This window comes from Mangrovicella endophytica (genome assembly GCF_002893625.1).
Classification (GTDB): domain Bacteria; phylum Pseudomonadota; class Alphaproteobacteria; order Rhizobiales; family Rhizobiaceae; genus Mangrovicella; species Mangrovicella endophytica.
The window spans coordinates 464,179-481,533 of the sequence record NZ_PKMZ01000003.1; the positions used below are offsets into that span (position 1 = coordinate 464,179).

Here is a 17,355-nt window from a genome sequence, read left to right on the forward strand (position 1 = left end):
CTCGCGGGCGGTTCGCGATCACTCCGCCGGCTGCGCCCGCCGACCGGAGATCTCGGCGCCGGCCTCAGACGGCAGTCGCAGGAACGGGATGGCCGCTGCCGCGCTGATCAGGCCGACAATGGCGAAGGCGACGGTGAAGTCGCCCGGCATCGGGCTTGTGCGTCCGGTGGTGACGAGAAACAGCTCCAGTATGCCGCCGGCCACCGCCACGCCCGTGGCGATCGAGACCTGCTGCACCGCCGCCAGCATCGCCGTGCCGTCACCGGCGCGCGTGTGCGGAATGTCGGCGAAACCGAGCGTGTTGATGCCGGTGAAGAACAGCGAGCGGAAGAAGCCGCCGGAGAGCAGAAGCACGATCAGGACGGCCAGCGGCATGTCCTGCGTGAACAGGCCGACGCAGGCGGTCAAGAGGCCGCCGACCAGCGATGTGCCGATCAGCGTCCCCTTGAAGCCGAAGCGCCTTAGCGCCGGCCGCACCAGGAACTTCATGACCATGGCGCCGCCGATGGATGCGATCGTGATCATGCCGGACTGGAACGGCGAGTAGCCGAAGCCGAGCTGCAGCATCAGCGGCAGCAGGAACGGCAGGGCGCCGGTGCCGATCCGGAAGAGGATGCCGCCTGACAAGGCCGCCCGGAAGGTGCGGACCTTCAACAGCGAGAGATCGAGGACGGGCCGCTCCGTCCGCCGCGCATGCCGGATGTAGACGAGCGCCGCGAGCGCGCCGGCGCCGGCGAGGAACAGGCCGAGGATCGGCGGCAGTGCCGGAAGCGAGACGACGGACAGGCCGAACACGATGCCGGCGCAGGCAAGGCCTGACAGGACGAAGCCCTTCCAGTCGAAATGGACGTCCGGCACGCCATCGACATGCGGCAGGTACTTCGTGGCGAGCGCGATGCCGATGATGCCGATCGGCAGGTTGATCAAGAAAATGTAGCGCCAGTGCCAGAAGGTGGTGATGGCGCCGCCGACCGGCGGGCCGACGAGGGGGCCGATCATGGCCGGGATCGAGAACCACGCCATGGCCGAGACAAGATCGGACTTCGGCACCGCGCGCACCAGGAGAAGGCGCCCGACCGGCGTCATCATCGCGCCGCCCATGCCTTGGAGGAAGCGCGCTGCAACGAAACCTTCCAGCGAGCTGGCGGCGCCGCAGGCGAGAGACCCCGCCACGAAGGTCGCGATCGCCAGCCGGAACACCATCTTCGGGCCGTAGCGATCGGCAAGCCGTCCGGAAATCGGGATGAAGATGGCCAGCGCCACATAATAGCTGGTCAGCGCCAGCTTCAGGGCGATGGGGCTGGTGCCGATATCGGCGGCGATCGTCGGCAGCGAGGTCGCGATCACCGTCGAGTCCATGTTTTCCATGAACAGGGCGACGGCAAGGACGACGGGAACGATGCGGTTCACAGGCAGGACCTCGGGGGCGCCGGAGACAACCATGCTAAGGGGAGCTTAGGTCCCCTCAAAACAGCATCCGTGCGCTTTGGCAAGCCGCAGGGTGACGCAGATCGACTGGCCAAGCGGTGCCGCTCTTGTTCGGGGCGGCGTCGCTCCCATTTCGGGGCGCAGCCGATCCGCAATCCGAACTGCCGGAGAAAAGCCATGATCAAGAAGCCAGCCACGGACCGCCGGTCCGCTCTCAAGCTAGCGGCCGCGGCGGCGGCGCTGGCCGCGGGCGCCGTGTCGACGTCACGCGCGGGCGCGCAGGCGCAGAAGACTGCAGCGCCGGACGAAGACGAGAGCCCGAACAAGGGCCGCTCGCCCAATTTTCAGAAGATCCCGTTCGGCGACGCGCGTCTGACGGTGATTTCGGACGGCATCCGCGAGGGCGAGGGGCCTCATCCGACCTTCGGCGCCAACCAGCCTGCCGAGGCCGTCGCGGCGTTGATGCGCGAGAACTATCTGCCGGAGACGCGCTTCTCCAACGGCTTCAACCCTGTCCTGATCGAGCTCGGGGATCAGCTGATCCTGATCGACACCGGAATGGGTGCGATGGGGCGCGAGAACGGCATGGGCCGGCTCACCAGGCGTATGCAGCGCGCGGGCCACAAGCCGGAAGATGTGGATGTCGTGGTGCTGACGCATCTCCACGGCGATCATATCGGCGGGCTGATGGAGGATGGCCAACCGGCCTTTCCCAATGCCCGCTACGTCGTCGGCAAGGCGGAATACGACTTCTGGACGTCAGATGCGGCCAGGAGCGGCAAGTCGGCCGGCAATGCCGAGCTGGTGACCAAGAACGTTGTGCCGCTGAAGGACAAGATCACCTTCATCGCCGAGGGCGACGAGGTCGTGCCGGGGCTGACCGCCATGGAGGCCTTCGGCCACACGCCGGGACACATGATCTTCGAACTGAAGACCGGGGACAAGCGTCTGTGGCTGACGGCGGATACGGCGAACCACTTCGTCGCCTCACTGCAGCGACCGGACTGGGAGGTCGCCTTCGACATGGACAAGGCGATGGCGGCCGAAACGCGCCACAAGGTGTTCGACAGAGTAGCCGAAGAGCGCATCCCCTTCATCGGCTACCACATGCCGTTCCCCTCGATCGGCTTTGCCGCCAGGCAAGGCGAGGGCTACCGCTTCATTCCGCTGACCTATCAGTTCGACGTCAAGGCGTGATCCAATCGGCCCTCGCCGAACCTGCCCGGTGCGGCGATGTCGCTTGCCATTCCAGGTCAGCGGGGTGATGATCGCACCGTCTGAAACAGGTTAGGTCGGTGCGGTTGGCCCGGCCCCGCTGAAGCGGTCCTTTCGCCTCGCTGGTGCGACGCGTCCCAAGACCTTCAACGCCCGCGCACTCCCGTGCGGGCGAGCGAAAGGTCCTGAGCCATGCAACAGCACGTCTCCGTCATCACCCTCGGCATCGACGATCTGCCGCGATCCCGACGCTTCTATGCCGAGGGTTTCGGCTGGACGCCGGTCTTCGACAATGACGAAATCGTCTTCTACCAAATGAACGGCTTCATCCTGGGCACTTGGCTGCAGCACGCACTGGAAGGCGACATGCAGCGATCCGGTCTCGTGCGGCCAGGCGCCTTCGCGCTGGCCCACAATGTCGGGACGAAGAAGGAGGTCCAGCCGTTGATCGACCGCCTGGCAGCGGCCGGCGGCGACGTCCTTCGCCCTGGCGATGCCCCGGTGCATGGTGGCTTCCGCGGCTACGTCGCCGATCCCGACGGCCATGCCTGGGAGATCGCCTGGAATCCGTCCTTCGCCATGGACGAACACGGCCACATCACGTTCGGTCTTTGAGCGTCAGCCGGGTCTGCGTCTCTGCGAGGCGGGCCTGGCGTCCTGTCTGACAATTTACGGTTGACGGGAGGACGCCGGCGAATTGGCTGCACAGCTGGCTGTCCATCTCTGGCCAGGTGGGGCGGCCGGGCTCGCGATCCTTGGTAAGCCTATGGCGGTCGATTAGAACACCTCACTGCGATGCCGTCCGTTCCGCTGCCCTTCGTGGTCTCCCTCCTCCTCTCCATCCTGCTCGCCCGGCTGGCGCAGCGGGGGGGACCGAAGCCGCGTCGGCCTCCTGTTTGTGGCGCTGGTCGGCCTCTGCGCCATCCAGTCCGCGATCGTCGGCTTGCGCTGGAGTCTCGCCTTTGCACCCGCGGGCCTCCTGCAGCCGGTGATCGCCTCGCTCATTCCCGTGCTGGCCTGGCTCTCCTTTGCGGGCCTGAGGAGCGAACGCGCCGGCGCTGCCACCGCGCGGCCCTGGCTGCATGGCCTGGCGCCCGTCGTGATTGCCCTGCTCGTGATGGGGTGGCGCCCGCTCATCGATCCCGTATTGTTTCTCATCTTCGGCGGTTACGGCGCAGCGCTGCTGCGCCTCGCCTGGCGCGGACCGGATATGCTGGCGGCCACGCGCCTCGGCGACGAGACGACGGCCCATCGGGCGCTCGTTGCGACAGCGCTGATGCTGATCCTGTCGGGCGCGGTGGATCTCGCGGTAGCCGCGGCGCTGGCGGGTGGGCAGTCCGGCCGGGCGGCTTCGATCGTCGCCATCGCCGATCTCCTGGCGCTGCTGGCCGCGGCCGGGGCGGCGGCTGTCGGCGGACGCAGCCACCCGCCCACTGCGGCCGCGGCGATCGAGCAGCCTCCCCCTTCGCCAGTCCGCCCGGAGCCCGCCTTGTTGGCCGCGGACGATGCTGCTGTGCTGCAGGCGATCGACACGCTGATGCGCGAGCGCAGGCTCTACCGCGATCCGGATCTGACACTCGATCGCCTGGCGCGCCGTGCCGGTATCCCGGCGCGGCAGATCTCCGGTGCGGTCAACCGCAGCCTCGGCCGCAACGTCTCGCAACTCGTCAACGAATATCGTGTCGAAGAGGCCAAGCGCCGGCTCGCGGCGACGGACGAGCCGGTGACGGCCGTTATGCTGGAGTCCGGCTTCGGGACGAAGTCGAACTTCAATCGCGAGTTCCTGCGCGTCGCCGGCATGAGCCCGAGCGCGTGGCGGCGGATGAGCGGCCGACTTGCGGCGGACGCTAGCGAGACGGCAGCGCCTTTGCCAGGAAGCTGAGGATCTCGGCCGCGACCGCATGATGAATTGCGGGGCGGGACCGGCCGCCGCCATCGGCGCAGACATAGCTTTCGCCGGGATTCTCCGCCTCGATCAGCGCGGCCGCCCCAGGCCTGCAGAGCTGCACGAAGCTGAAATGGCTGGTGTCGCCGATCTCGGCGACATGCGACGCGGGCGCCGTCATATTCGCGGCGAGATGCCGGGCGTCGTCGTGGCTGGCGGCGATCATGGCCGTCTCATGCCCGGCCGTCATGACGAGGGCCGGAACTTTCAGAGCGGCGAGACTCTCCGGCGTCAGGCCACGCGCCGGACCCGGATCGAGCCCGACAACCGCGCCGATCCGCCGGTCGCGCAGATCGTCGCCGAGTTGCTCCGACGGCTGGTCGCTCGCCAGGAGGCCGAGCTCTTGCAGGGCCGCGCAGAGCGGCGTCGCCATCGCCGATGCTGGGCAGTCGGAAGCATAGACGCGGGGATCAAAGCGAGCGCCGGCAAGTTCGAGCGCGGTCCAGCCGCCAAGCGAATGGCCAACCACGGCGATGCGCTTCGGATCGATATCGCCGAGAAGCGACGCGTCGGCAGAAACCGCATCGATGACGCGGCTCACATCCTTCGGCCGCTCCCAGAGCCGCCGTGCCTTGGCAGGGTCGCGGTCGGCCCTCGTCGTGCCGGGATGATCGGGGGCGGCCACGACATATCCGGCGTGCACCAATTCGGCGGCCAGCCAGGATAGATTGCGCCAGGTGCCACCGAGCCCGTGCGACAGGACGACCAGAGGGTGGACGCCATCGGCTGGCTTGGCGCCGACCCTGACCCCGATGCCTTCGAAGGCAGGGTTGCCGGCGACGAGCGTCGACGTGCCGGCGCCTTCTTCAGCCGAATAGAACAGGCTGACATGCATCGGGCGCTCACCGGCGCGATCTGTCAGCGTTGTCTCCTTGAAGCCGATGCGAGGCTCGGCCAGCGCAGGCGCAGGTGACGGGTGCAAGACGGCGAAGAGGATGAACAGCAGGGCGCGTTTCGACATGGCGGGTTCCGTTGGATGATGAGACCCGGTCGTCATGCCTGAAGTGCTCGTCGAGGGAGACCTCGAACGCGATCGAGGACCTTGGCAGCCCGCGATCTGCCGCCGAACCGCGTCGCATGTGCATTGCGGGATGGGTGACGAGACCGTTTCCCGCATCGCCCTTCCCATGGCACGGCCCCCGTGCTAGCAGCCCTTGCCATTCCTTTTTCCGCCCCGCGCGCCGCTCCTCCACCGCGCCGGGCGTCTCAAAAGCGCAAGGACTGGCCATGGCCCGCATCATCGAGACCGCTACCGGCGCCATGGCGCTGACCTTCGACGACGTGCTGCTCCAGCCCGGCCATTCCGAAGTCATGCCCGGGCAGGTTGACGTGCGCACCCGCATCACCCGTCAGCTCCGCCTGAACATCCCGATCCTTTCCGCCGCCATGGATACGGTGACGGAGTCGCGGCTCGCCATCGCCATGGCGCAGGCCGGCGGCATCGGCGTCATCCATCGCAACCTTTCGCCCGCCGAGCAGGCCGAGGAGGTGCGGCAGGTGAAGAAGTTCGAGAGCGGCATGGTCGTCAATCCCGTCACCATCGGACCGGATGCAACTCTTGGCGACGCCCTGAAGCTGATGGTGCAGCATCGCATCTCCGGCATCCCGGTCGTCGAGAACGGCGGCACCGGCGGCCAGACCAAGGGCCGGCTTGTCGGAATCCTCACCAATCGCGACGTGCGCTTTGCCTCGGACGAGCGCCAGACGATCCACGAGCTGATGACGAGGGACAATCTCGTCACGGTGCGCGAGACGGTGGACCAAAGCGAGGCCAAGCGCCTGCTCCACCAGCACCGCATCGAGAAGCTCCTCGTCGTCGACGATGAAGGCCAATGCATCGGCCTCATCACCGTCAAGGACATCGAGAAGTCGCAGCTCAACCCGAACGCCGCCAAGGACGCACAGGGGCGGCTGCTGGCGGCCGCGGCGACCAGCGTTGGCGATGACGGCTTCGAGCGGGCCGAGCGCCTCATCGATGCCGGCATCGACCTCATCGTCGTCGATACCGCCCACGGCCACTCGCAGCGCGTGCTGGAGGCGGTTACCCGCGTCAAGCGCATGTCGAACGAGGTGCAGGTGATCGCCGGCAACGTCGCGACGCCGGAGGGGACGAGGGCACTGATCGATGCCGGCGCCGACGGCATCAAGGTCGGCATCGGCCCCGGCTCGATCTGCACCACCCGTATCGTCGCCGGCGTCGGCGTGCCGCAGCTCTCCGCCATCATGGGCGCCGTCGAGGCCGCCGCGGATGCCGACGTACCGGTGATCGCCGATGGCGGCATCAAGTTCTCCGGCGACCTTGCCAAGGCGCTCGCGGCCGGCGCGTCCGCCGCGATGGTCGGCTCGCTGCTGGCCGGCACGGAGGAGAGCCCCGGCGAGGTCTACCTGCATCAGGGCCGCTCCTATAAAGCCTATCGCGGCATGGGCTCGGTCGGCGCGATGGCGCGTGGCTCGGCCGACCGCTATTTCCAGGCCGAGGTGCGCGACACGCTGAAGCTGGTGCCGGAGGGCATCGAGGGGCAGGTCGCCTACAAGGGTCCGGTCGGGGCCGTGATCCACCAGTTGACCGGCGGCCTGCGCGCGGCCATGGGCTATACGGGCGCCGCCACCTTGCAGGACTTCCGCGAGCGGGCGACCTTTGTGCGCATCACCAATGCGGGCCTGCGCGAAAGCCATGCCCATGACGTGACGATTACGCGCGAGAGCCCCAACTATCCCGGCGCCGGCGTCTGAGGCAGCATCCCGCCGGAGCCTCCGGTCCGGCGGGCACAGGACGGGAGGAGGGAACCCATGCAGGGCAATATCGCGATCTTCTGGCCGATGATCGTCCAGGCGGCCCTGACGCTCTGCGTCTACCCGCTCCTGACGATCCGCCGCCGGCGGGTCGCCGCGCGCGGCGAGGCGCGGTTCGAGGACATCGCCAACGGTCACCCTGAGCCGGAGGAGAGCCGGGTCGTCAGCCGCAACATCGCCAATCAGTACGAGCTGCCGGTTCTCTTCTTCGTCGTCTGTCTGTCGCTCTATGTCACCAATGGCGCGTCCTGGCTTGCCGTGGTGCTGGCCTGGATCTTTGCGCTCTCGCGCATCGTCCACGCAGTCATCCATCTCGGGCCGAATGTCGTCATCCATCGCGGCCTTGCCTTCATCATCGGCTTCATCGTCGTCGCCGTGCTTTGGATCATGCTGGCGCTGCACGTCCTGAACGTCGGCGCGGTTGTCGGCGCACCGCTCGCCTGAGGCGGCGGCTGGCTGCTTTACGGAATCTTGGCGCCTCCATGCGCCTGATGCCTTAGCATCTCGCGGAGACCGTCATGAAGATCGCCATCGTCGGATGCGGCTTCGTCGCCGACTACTACATGCTGACGCTTGCAAACCATCCGGAGCTCGAGCTGGTCGGCGCCTATGACCGCGATCCGGTTGCTGCCGCGCGCTTCGGCCGCCATTTCGGCGTCGCCATGGCCGACAGCCTCGACGCGCTGCTCGCCCTGCCGGGTTTCGAACTCGTCCTGAACCTCACCAATCCCGGCAGCCACTTCGCAGTGTCGAAGGCCGCGCTCGACGCCGGCCGGCATGTCTATTCCGAAAAACCCTTGGCGATGAGCGTCGAGGACGCCGAGACGCTGGTGCGCCTTGCGGCCGACAAGGGGCTGGAGATCGCCGCCGCGCCCTGTTCCTATCTCGGCGAAGCGGCCGAGACGGTGCGCGGCGCGATCGAGCGGTCCGACGTCGGGGCGGTGAAGCTCGTCTATGCCGAGATGGAGGACTCGATGGTTTTCCACGAGAACTACCGCTCCTGGACCAGCCCGTCCGGTGCGCCCTGGCCGGCGGAGGACGAGTTCGCCGTCGGTGCGACGCTGGAGCATGCCGGCTACTTCCTCACCTGGCTCTGCGCCTTCTTCGGTCCGGTGGAGGAGGTCACCGCCTTTGCGGCCCGATGCTTCGACGACAAGGGCACGAAGCAGCCGCCACAGGCGCTTGCCAACGACTTCTCGGTCTCGTGCCTGCGTTTCCGCTCCGGCATCGTTGCGCGCCTCACCTGCGGCCTGGCGGCGCCGCGCGACCGCTCGCTGCATGTGATCGGCACGGACGGGGTCCTGTCGCTGACGGATGGCTGGGACTACCAGTCGCCCGTTTACCTCCGCGAGCCGGACGGCGCCTGGGGCTCAAGCCCCGCGATCCTCGGCAAGGTGCTGCGCCGGCTGGAGCGCGGCCGGCCGTTTCGGCAGTGGTTCGGCCGGCGGCTCCCTGTGAAGCCGAGCACTGCCAAGGTGCCGGGCACCTCGTCACGCATGGATTTCGCGCGCGGCCCGGCGGCGCTGGCCGCGTCGATTAAAGCCAAGCGGGCACACGATTTCGGCGGCGACTTCGCCCTTCACATCACCGAGCTTGCGCTGGTTGCCCAGCATGCCGAGCGCTACCCGATGCCCTATCGGCCGCGCTCCACCTTCGCCCATGATGGCAAGGCGCCGAAGGCTCAGGCCGCGGTCTGAGCCAGCGCCCTCTCGATCATCTCCAGCACCGCGATCGATTCGGCCAGCGGCATCACGGGGCTGTCGGCGAGCCCCTTCGCCAGGCAGTGGGCAAAGTGGTCGGCCTGGTAGTGCAGCCCGCTGCCGACATAGACGGTCGGGATGCGCCGTACCTTTGCCGCGCGGGCGAGCGTCTTCAGCGCCGGCAGGGCGGCGAACCGCTCCGGCTTCGGCGGCAGGGCGTCCGCCACTTCCGAGACCACCGTTCCGGCCGATCCCGTCCGGCGCAGCGACAGCATCGGCGGGCACAGCACCGGGCGATGCGCCGTGACGATCCCTCTCGTGCCGGTAATCACCGCCTGGTTGAGGCCTTCCGCGTCGAAGCCGCAGGAGAGGGTGGCGAGCGCATTTCGGTATGAAAGCACGAGGCTCGCCGCGGCGGGCGCCCCGCTCGGCGATTGCACGGCGAGGGCGCGTATGTCCGTCGGCCGTCCCGCCAGCTGCAGCGCCAGCGACACGGGATAAACGCCAAGGTCGGTGAGTGCGCCACCGCCCTCCGGCGCGTAGAGGGCGCTGCCGGGGTCGAACGAATGATCGAAGGACAGCGACGCTTCGATGCGGCGGATATCGCCAATGGCACCGGAGCGCACGATCTCCACCAGCCGGACGATGCCGGGCGTGAAGCGCATCCACATGGCTTCCATGGCGAGGAGCCCGGCTGCCGCGGCGGCCTGCGCAATGTCGCGCGCATCGCTCGCGCTGGACGCCAGCGGCTTCTCCACCAGCACCGGCTTGCCTGCTGCAAGAGCGGCCAGCGCGTGCTCCCGGTGGAGCGCATTCGGCGTCGCGACATAGACGGCGTCGACATCGGGCCGGTGCAGCACCGCATCGATCGTACCGCCGGGGATTTCGGTATGGATGGCGGCGGCGAAGCGCCGGGCCTTGTCCGTCGAGCGCGAGCCGATGGCGGTGATCCGACCGGTCCTCGAATGGCGCATGTCCGCGGCAAAGCGCGCCGCGATCGCGCCCGCTCCCAGGATCGCCCAGCGTATCATCGCGGCCTCCGTGTCGTTCCACCGTTGAGCCCGACTATCGAAGAAAACTCCTCGCAAAGGCTGAAGGGACGCTGCGCCTCAACTGCTGGGCGCGGCGTCCGGCCGCTTCACGCCAGCGCGGTTTGGTCCGGCTCGGACGTCGCGGCATGGAGCGCTGCCGGCGCGCAGGCGATCGCCGCCAGCGCTTCAAAATCGCGGCGCCGCGCCGTCGAGGGCCGGAAGGCGAGGGCAAGCGTGCGCATCGGCGCAGGCGCCTCGAAGGGCAGCACGCGGATGCCGCTGCCGCGTGCCTCGTCCGCAATCGCCATCTGCGGGATCAGCGTTGCGCCGAGGCCGCCTGCCACCATGCGCAGGATCGTCGTCAGGCTCGTCGCGCCAAGCGAGGACATCTGTCCGGCGCCGGCGATCTGGCAGACCTGCAAGGCCTGATCCCTCAGGCAATGACCCTCCTCCAGGAGGATCAGCCGCTCGCCCTTCAACGCATCGAGCGGCACGCTCGCGGCAAAACGCGATGCCTCGGCATCCGGCACGGCGAAGAAGAACGGGTCGTCGAAGAGGGTAATCGTTTCGAGGCCCGGTTCCTCCACCGGCAGCGCCACGATGGCGCAGTCGAGCTCGCCGCCGAGAAGGTCGTCGATCAGCGTTCGCGTCACGCTTTCGCGGATCTCGCAGTCCAGCGACGGGTGCTCGGCGGCGAGCCGGGCGAGAAGCTGCGGCAGGAGATAGGGTGCGACCGAGGCGATGAGGCCGAGCCGCAGCCGGCCGCTCAGGATGCCGGTGCCGGCCGCCGTCAGGCTTTCGAGCTCGGCCACCTCGTTGAGGATGCGACGTATCCGTTCGCGCACCAGGAGCCCGTCGCTCGTCAGCGACACGCCGCTCGCGCGACGCTGGAACAAGGCGCCGCCGAAATGAACTTCCATGGCTGCAATCTGCGCCGAAAGGGCGGGCTGGCTGATATTCAGCCGCTTGGCGGCGCGGCCGAAATGCAGCGTCTCGGACAAGGCATCGAAGTAGCGCATTTGGCGAAGGGTCAGCATGCCCATAGGATAAACTGATCGGCGATGTCTGCAATTCCGATTTGAATTGATCGGCCGGCTATGGTGGAACCGTTCCAAATTCCCTCAGCACAGGAGCGGACCATGGCCGACGAACGCACACTCCTCACCACTTCGGCGGGCGCGCCGATCGGTGACAACCAGAACGCCATGACGGTTGGGCCGCGCGGGCCGCTGCTGGTGCAGGACTATCAGCTGTTCGAGAAGCTGGCGCACCAGAATCGCGAGCGCATCCCGGAACGCGTCGTCCATGCCAAGGGCTGGGGCGCCTTCGGTGAGCTGACCGTCACCAACGACATCACGAAATACACCAACGCCAAGCTGTTCTCGGAAGTCGGCAAGAAGACGCCGCTCCTGATCCGCTTCTCGACCGTTGCCGGCGAGCAGGGTGCGGCCGACGCCGAGCGCGACGTGCGCGGCTTCTCGATTAAGTTCTACACCGAGGAAGGCAACTGGGACATCGTCGGCAACAACACGCCGGTGTTCTTCGTCCGCGATCCCTACAAGTTCCCCGACTTCATCCGGACCCAGAAGCGCCATCCGAAGACCAATCTGCGCTCGCCGACGGCGATGTGGGACTTCTGGTCGCTCTCGCCGGAGTCGATCCATCAGATCACCATCCTGATGTCCGATCGCGGCCTGCCGATCGGTCCCCAGTACATGAACGGCTACGGCTCGCACACCTTCTCGTTCTGGAACGACGCGGGCGAGCGCTACTACGTCAAGTTCCACTTCAAGACCCGCCAGGGTCACAAGCACTACACCAACGAGGAAGCGCAGAACGTCGTCGGCCGCTCCCGCGAAAGCTACCAGGAGGAGCTCTACGGCACGATCGACCGCGGCGAGTTCCCCAAGTGGGACTTCAAGGTCCAGATCATGACGGAGGCGCAGGCCGAGGCCTACGACAAGTTCAATCCGTTCGACCTGACAAAGGTCTGGCCGCATGCCGAGTTCCCGCTGATCGACGTCGGCACGGTTGAGCTGAACCGAAATCCGGAGAACTACTTCGCCGAGGTCGAGCAGGCGGCCTTCTCGCCGTCCAACATCGTGCGCGGCATCTCCTTCTCGCCGGACAAGATGCTGCAGGCGCGCATCTTCTCCTATGCGGACGCGCATCGTCACCGTCTTGGCGCCCACTACGAGGCACTGCCGGTGAACCGCCCGCATTCGCCGGTGAATCACTACCACAAGGACGGATTGCTGCGCTTCTTTGCGGACAACAACCCGAAGGACGCCTATTACGAGCCGAACTCCTTCAACGGCCCGACGCAGGACCCGCGCTACCTCGAGCCGCCGCTGAAGGTCTCGGGCGAGGCGAAGCGTTGGGACCACCGCGAGGGCAATGACGACTACATGCAGGCCCGCGCGCTCTTCGAACTCTTCGACGAGGGCGAGAAGGAGCGGCTGTTCCTGAACATCGCGGAGGCCATGTACGGCATTCCGCAGTTCATCATCGACCGTCAGCTCGGCCACTTCGATAAGGTCCATGCCGACTACGGTGCGGGCGTGCGCAAGGCGCTTGCAGGCGTCGCGGCACGCGGCGGCGACGATGCCACGCAGATCACCGAGAAGAAGATGGACCAGATGGCAATGGACCAGACCGACGCCGCGCCGCTGCCGAACGAGGCGGCGGAGTAAAGCGTTTCCTTTTCGACGAACTGGAAGGCCGGGAGCGATCCCGGCCTTTTGCATTCAAAGCGATGGTGACCTTCTTTGAGGCCTCCCAAGCTTGAGCCTTGTTGTCGCTCGGCCTGCAGCCTACTCTCCGGCAACCATGGAGCTGGCGATGGACAGGATCTGGACGCTGCAGGAGGCCGAGACGCAGTTCGCTGGGATCGCCGACGCCGCGCCGGCCGGCGAGCCGCAGCGCGTCGCGACCGAAGGTGCCGAGGCGGTGATCGTCCTGTCCGCCGAGGATTACGAGCCGCTGGCCAAGCGGCCGAAAACCCTGGTTCAGCATCTCATGGACGCGCCGGTATTCCCGGACGCGTTCCATGATCTGTTCGACAAGCGCGAGCCGATGGTGATCGAAATCCGCGACATTGCTCTTTGCTGAGCCACCGGCTTCTAAGGCGTCGACCGGCGCCAAGAGCCTTAACCCCTACGAAGTCTGATCGATTGTCTCACTTGCTGATTGCCACGCCGTCCGAGATCCGCGCCGGAGGCGCTTCGTCATGCGTCTAGGCGGACGGATGGGGGCCGCCATCGAGGTGCTGGCGGACATGGAGTCGCGCCGCCGGCCCGTTGCCGACGCGCTGAAGGACTGGGGCCTGTCGCATCGCTTTGCCGGCTCGGGCGATCGTGCCGCCATCGGCAACCTCGTCTACGACGTGCTTAGGCGCAGGCGCTCGCTCGGCTGGCGCATGGATGACGCCTCGCCGCGCGCGCTCGTCGTTGCGGCGCTTCTGGATGCCGGCTCGGCCGAAGCGCTCAGCGCGCAACTCGCCGGCGATCGCTTTGCTCCGGAACTTCCGGAAGAGGCACAGCTGCAAGCCTTCGCCGACCGTGATCTCGCGTTGGCGCCCGACCCCGTGCGGGCCGACGTGCCGGACTGGCTGGCAGGGCCGCTGCGCGAAAGCCTCGGACACGACTGGGTCGAAGAGGCCGCGGCGCTGAGCCGGCGCCCGCCGCTCGACATGCGCGCCAACACGCTGAAGGCCGACCGCGCCAAGGTGCTGAAGGCGCTGGAGCCGTTTGCGCCGGAGCCGACGCCGCTCGCCCCCGAGGGCCTGCGCGTCCCGCCGATCGCTGGTGACGGGCGCCACCCCAACGTCCAGGTGGAAGCGGCCTTCCAGAAGGGCTGGTTCGAAATCCAGGACGAGGGCTCGCAGCTCGCCGCCCGCCTCGCCGGTGCGACTCCGGGCGCCCAGATCCTCGATCTCTGCGCCGGGGCCGGCGGCAAGACGCTGGCGCTCGCCGCCGCCATGGAAGGTCGCGGCCAGGTGCATGCCTATGATGCCGACCGCCAGCGGCTCGCGCCCATCTACGATCGCCTGCAGCGCGCCGAGGCGCGCAACGTGCAGGTCCATGCGCCCCGCGATGATCTTTCTGCGCTGGACGGGGCGATGGATCTCGTCCTGGTGGATGCGCCCTGCACCGGTAGCGGCACCTGGCGCCGACGCCCCGATGCCAAATGGCGCTTGTCCGAGACCGCACTCGCCAAGCGCATCATTGAGCAGGACGCAGTGCTGGATCGTGCCGCGCCCTTCGTCAAGCCGGGCGGACGGCTCGTCTATATCACCTGCTCGGTGCTCGCGGCGGAGAACGCCGACCGCGTCAAAGCCTTCACCCACCGCCACCCGGAGTTCCAGGTCCTCGATGCCGAAGCCCTCTGGCGGGAGGCGCTGCCGGATCGTCCGACGGCCTACCGGGCGAGCGCCCTTGAGGGTGGCGCCGTACTGACGCTGACGCCGCGCACCTCCGGCACCGACGGCTTCTTTTTCGCGAGCTTGGAGCGGAAGTGACCCTCGTGCCATTGATGGTGCTCGGAACGGCCGGAGCGGCCGGCCCACATTACGCACTCCAGCCAGCGGAGCGGCCTTGAGCGACTTCGATCCCGGTAAGAGCGATCTCGTCACCGACGAGGTCGCCGGACTGAAGGTGCTGTTCGTCATGGCCGCGGTGCCGGAATACGGCCCGGCACTGCAAAAGCGCATCCGGCCGCTTCTGACCGGCGTCGGGCCGATCGAGGCGGCGCTCGGCACCGGCATCGCGCTGAACGCGCTCGCCTCCGCCGGCTATGCGCCCGACCTCGTCGTGTCGCTCGGTTCGGCCGGATCGCGGACGCTGGAGCAGGGGGCGGTCTACCAGGTCGCCTCCGTGTCATGGCGGGACATCGACGCCTCGCCGCTCGGCTTCACCAAGGGCGTCACGCCCTTCCTCGACCATCCCGTCGACACGCCGCTGCAGACGCCGATCCCGAGCATCGACGCGGTACGCCTGTCGACCGGCTCCGACATCGTTTCGGGTCTGAAGTACCACGCGATCGACGCCGACATGGTGGATATGGAGACCTTTGCGGTGCTCCGGGCCTGCCAACGCTTCGGCATCCCGATGGTTGGCCTGCGCGGTATCTCCGATGGCGCTGCCGAGCTTCACCACTACGACGACTGGACGACGCTCCTCCACGTCATCGACGAGCGGCTCGCAGATGCCGTCGACCGGCTGGAAGTGGCGATCGAAGCAGGCCTTCTCGCCCGCTGACCGCATTCGCCTGCCACTCATCCAGCGCTCGCCGGCGGAGCCGACACAACCGGATGACGGACCCGATCCTTCGGGCGTTCACACGCATGAAACGGGCTGTATGCTGACGCGCGCGATCCCTTCCCAATCGGGTTGAAAGGCTCTAAAGCCTCGCCATGACAGCGCATCCAGACACCGTCCTCATCGTCGACTTCGGCAGCCAGGTCACGCAGCTCATCGCCCGCCGCGTGCGCGAGGCCGGCGTCTATTCCGAGATCGTGCCTTTCCAGTCCGCCGCCGAGGGCTTTCAGCGCCTCAGGCCGAGAGCCGTGATCCTGTCGGGCTCACCAGCCTCCACCACGGAAGCCGATGCGCCCCGGGCGCCGGATGCGATCTTCGACGCCAACGTTCCCGTGCTCGGCATCTGTTACGGCCAGCAGACCATGTGCGCGCAGCTTGGCGGGCGCATCGAGGGCGGCCTGCACCGCGAGTTCGGCCGCGCCTTCATGGAGGTCCGCCAGCCCTCGCCGCTGTTCGATGGGATCTGGGCGGAGGGAACGCGTCACCAGGTCTGGATGAGCCATGGCGACCGCGTCACCGCCCTGCCTGAAGGCTTTGAGGTGATCGGCACCTCGCCCGGCGCGCCCTTCGCGGCAATCGCCGATGAGGTCCGGCGCTTTTACGGCGTTCAGTTCCACCCCGAAGTGATCCACACGCCGGACGGGGCGAAACTCCTGTCCAATTTCGTCCATCGCATCGCTGGCCTGCGCGGCGACTGGACTATGGCCGCCTTCAAGGATCAGGCGATCGAGGAGATCCGCGCCAAGGTCGGCTCCGGCCGGGTGATCTGTGGCCTCTCCGGTGGCGTCGATTCCTCTGTCGCAGCCGTGCTGATCCATGAGGCGATCGGTGAGCAGCTGACCTGCATCTTCGTCGATCACGGCCTGATGCGGATGAACGAGGCGGAGGAGGTGGTCGCCATGTTCCGCGACCACTACAACATCCCGCTCGTGCATGTTGAGGCGCAGGACCTCTTCATCGACGCCTTGACCGGCGAGATGGATCCCGAGGTCAAGCGCAAGACGATCGGCCGCCTGTTCATCGAGACCTTCGAGGCCGAGGCGAAGAAGCTCGGCGGCGCCGACTTCCTGGCGCAGGGCACGCTCTATCCCGACGTCATCGAGAGCGTCTCCTTCACCGGCGGCCCGTCGGTGACGATCAAGTCGCACCACAATGTCGGCGGCCTGCCCGAGCGCATGAACATGAAGCTCGTGGAACCCTTACGCGAGCTCTTCAAGGACGAGGTGAGGGCGCTTGGCCGCGAGCTCGGCCTCCCCGAGCATTTCGTCGGCCGCCAGCCGTTTCCGGGTCCGGGCCTCGCCATCCGCTGCCCCGGCGGCGTGACGCGCGAGAAGCTCGACATCCTGCGCCAGGCCGACGCGATCTATCTCGACGAGATCCGCAAGGCCGGTCTCTACGACGCCATCTGGCAGGCCTTCGCGGTGCTCCTGCCCGTTCAGACCGTCGGCGTCATGGGCGACGGACGCACCTACGAGTTCGTCTGTGCGCTCAGGGCTGTGACCTCCGTCGACGGCATGACGGCCGACTTCTATCCCTTCGACATGGAGTTCCTCGGTAGAGCCGCGACCCGCATCATCAACGAGGTGCGCGGCATCAACCGCGTCGTCTACGACGTGACCTCGAAGCCGCCCGGCACGATCGAGTGGGAATGATTTTGGCCTGTTCGGGCGTATCCAAAACTACGCTACGGCGCGATCTAACCCACTGATAAAAATAAATATTCCCTTCGATATCTGTCGATACCTATCGGTGGGCAGAGATCGGGGCTGTCGGCCCTGTTGACGGTCCTCGCCCATATTGATCGCGGCGAAATTTGAAAGTACCGTCAGGGCAGATGAGGCTCCTGACGGTACTTTTTTAACCCTAAGCTGCTGACAATACGCAGACTTTTCCGACAAGAGCCCCCCGAAACCGCGTGACGGTAC

The 17,355-nt window shown here is 67.1% G+C and carries 15 protein-coding genes; 11 read left to right on the plus strand and 4 right to left on the minus strand.

The window, feature by feature from the left end; all coding sequences use genetic code 11:
• Window positions 1-18: 18 nt before the first annotated feature.
• Window positions 19-1,410, minus strand: a complete 1,392-nt coding sequence (locus C0R46_RS11015) for an MFS transporter (RefSeq protein ID WP_102959789.1) — start codon at window positions 1,408-1,410, stop codon at window positions 19-21.
• Between the two features lie 195 nt (window positions 1,411-1,605).
• Between C0R46_RS11015 and C0R46_RS11020 the strand changes: the two genes are divergently transcribed.
• The 3 genes from C0R46_RS11020 to C0R46_RS11030 all read left to right on the plus strand — a co-directional run bounded on the left by C0R46_RS11020 (window position 1,606) and on the right by C0R46_RS11030 (window position 4,525).
• Window positions 1,606-2,625, plus strand: coding sequence for an MBL fold metallo-hydrolase (locus C0R46_RS11020; RefSeq protein ID WP_102959648.1), 1,020 nt, complete (start codon window positions 1,606-1,608; stop codon window positions 2,623-2,625).
• 210 nt (window positions 2,626-2,835) lie between these two features.
• A complete protein-coding gene (locus C0R46_RS11025) occupies window positions 2,836-3,258 on the plus strand; it encodes a VOC family protein (protein WP_102959649.1) in 423 nt (140 codons plus the stop codon).
• 283 nt (window positions 3,259-3,541) lie between these two features.
• A complete protein-coding gene (locus C0R46_RS11030) occupies window positions 3,542-4,525 on the plus strand; it encodes a helix-turn-helix domain-containing protein (RefSeq protein WP_245413527.1) in 984 nt (327 codons plus the stop codon).
• Here C0R46_RS11030 and C0R46_RS11035 read toward each other — a convergent pair.
• A complete protein-coding gene (locus C0R46_RS11035; RefSeq protein WP_157944621.1) occupies window positions 4,491-5,549 on the minus strand; it encodes an alpha/beta hydrolase family protein in 1,059 nt (352 codons plus the stop codon). The genes C0R46_RS11030 and C0R46_RS11035 overlap by 35 nt on opposite strands.
• 266 nt (window positions 5,550-5,815) lie before the next feature.
• Between C0R46_RS11035 and guaB the strand changes: the two genes are divergently transcribed.
• The 3 genes from guaB (at window position 5,816) to C0R46_RS11050 (ending at window position 9,078) form a co-directional block, all read left to right on the plus strand.
• Entirely contained in the window at window positions 5,816-7,321 is a 1,506-nt protein-coding gene (gene guaB / locus C0R46_RS11040) for an IMP dehydrogenase (protein ID WP_102959651.1), read from the plus strand.
• Window positions 7,322-7,378: 57 nt separating this feature from the next.
• A complete protein-coding gene (locus C0R46_RS11045; protein ID WP_102959652.1) occupies window positions 7,379-7,825 on the plus strand; it encodes an MAPEG family protein in 447 nt (148 codons plus the stop codon).
• A 74-nt stretch (window positions 7,826-7,899) separates the two neighbouring features.
• The gene (locus tag C0R46_RS11050) at window positions 7,900-9,078 is read left to right on the plus strand and encodes a Gfo/Idh/MocA family protein (RefSeq protein ID WP_102959653.1); all 1,179 of its coding nucleotides are present in this window, start codon (window positions 7,900-7,902) and stop codon (window positions 9,076-9,078) included.
• Here the strand turns inward: C0R46_RS11050 and C0R46_RS11055 are convergent.
• Both C0R46_RS11055 and C0R46_RS11060 read right to left on the minus strand, forming a co-directional pair.
• Window positions 9,063-10,112 (minus strand): Gfo/Idh/MocA family protein, encoded by a 1,050-nt coding sequence (locus C0R46_RS11055; protein WP_102959654.1) that lies wholly within the window; start codon window positions 10,110-10,112, stop codon window positions 9,063-9,065. The genes C0R46_RS11050 and C0R46_RS11055 overlap by 16 nt on opposite strands.
• A 107-nt stretch (window positions 10,113-10,219) precedes the next feature.
• The gene (locus C0R46_RS11060; RefSeq protein WP_245413528.1) at window positions 10,220-11,155 is read right to left on the minus strand and encodes a hydrogen peroxide-inducible genes activator; all 936 of its coding nucleotides are present in this window, start codon (window positions 11,153-11,155) and stop codon (window positions 10,220-10,222) included.
• Window positions 11,156-11,251: 96 nt separating this feature from the next.
• Here C0R46_RS11060 and C0R46_RS11065 point away from each other — a divergent pair, with 96 nt between their 5' ends.
• The 5 genes from C0R46_RS11065 (at window position 11,252) to guaA (ending at window position 17,082) form a co-directional block, all read left to right on the plus strand.
• Complete coding sequence (locus tag C0R46_RS11065; RefSeq protein ID WP_102959655.1) at window positions 11,252-12,805, plus strand: catalase; 1,554 nt, start codon at window positions 11,252-11,254, stop codon at window positions 12,803-12,805.
• A 148-nt stretch (window positions 12,806-12,953) separates the two neighbouring features.
• The gene (locus C0R46_RS11070; RefSeq protein WP_102959656.1) at window positions 12,954-13,223 is read left to right on the plus strand and encodes a type II toxin-antitoxin system prevent-host-death family antitoxin; all 270 of its coding nucleotides are present in this window, start codon (window positions 12,954-12,956) and stop codon (window positions 13,221-13,223) included.
• A gap of 118 nt (window positions 13,224-13,341) precedes the next feature.
• Window positions 13,342-14,631, plus strand: a complete 1,290-nt coding sequence (locus C0R46_RS11075; RefSeq protein ID WP_102959657.1) for an RsmB/NOP family class I SAM-dependent RNA methyltransferase — start codon at window positions 13,342-13,344, stop codon at window positions 14,629-14,631.
• Between the two features lie 76 nt (window positions 14,632-14,707).
• Window positions 14,708-15,370: a 5'-methylthioadenosine/S-adenosylhomocysteine nucleosidase gene (locus tag C0R46_RS11080; RefSeq protein ID WP_102959658.1), complete on the plus strand. Its 663-nt coding sequence runs from the start codon at window positions 14,708-14,710 to the stop codon at window positions 15,368-15,370.
• Window positions 15,371-15,525: 155 nt separating this feature from the next.
• Window positions 15,526-17,082 (plus strand): glutamine-hydrolyzing GMP synthase, encoded by a 1,557-nt coding sequence (gene guaA / locus C0R46_RS11085; protein WP_102959659.1) that lies wholly within the window; start codon window positions 15,526-15,528, stop codon window positions 17,080-17,082.
• The last annotated feature ends 273 nt before the right edge of the window (window positions 17,083-17,355 follow it).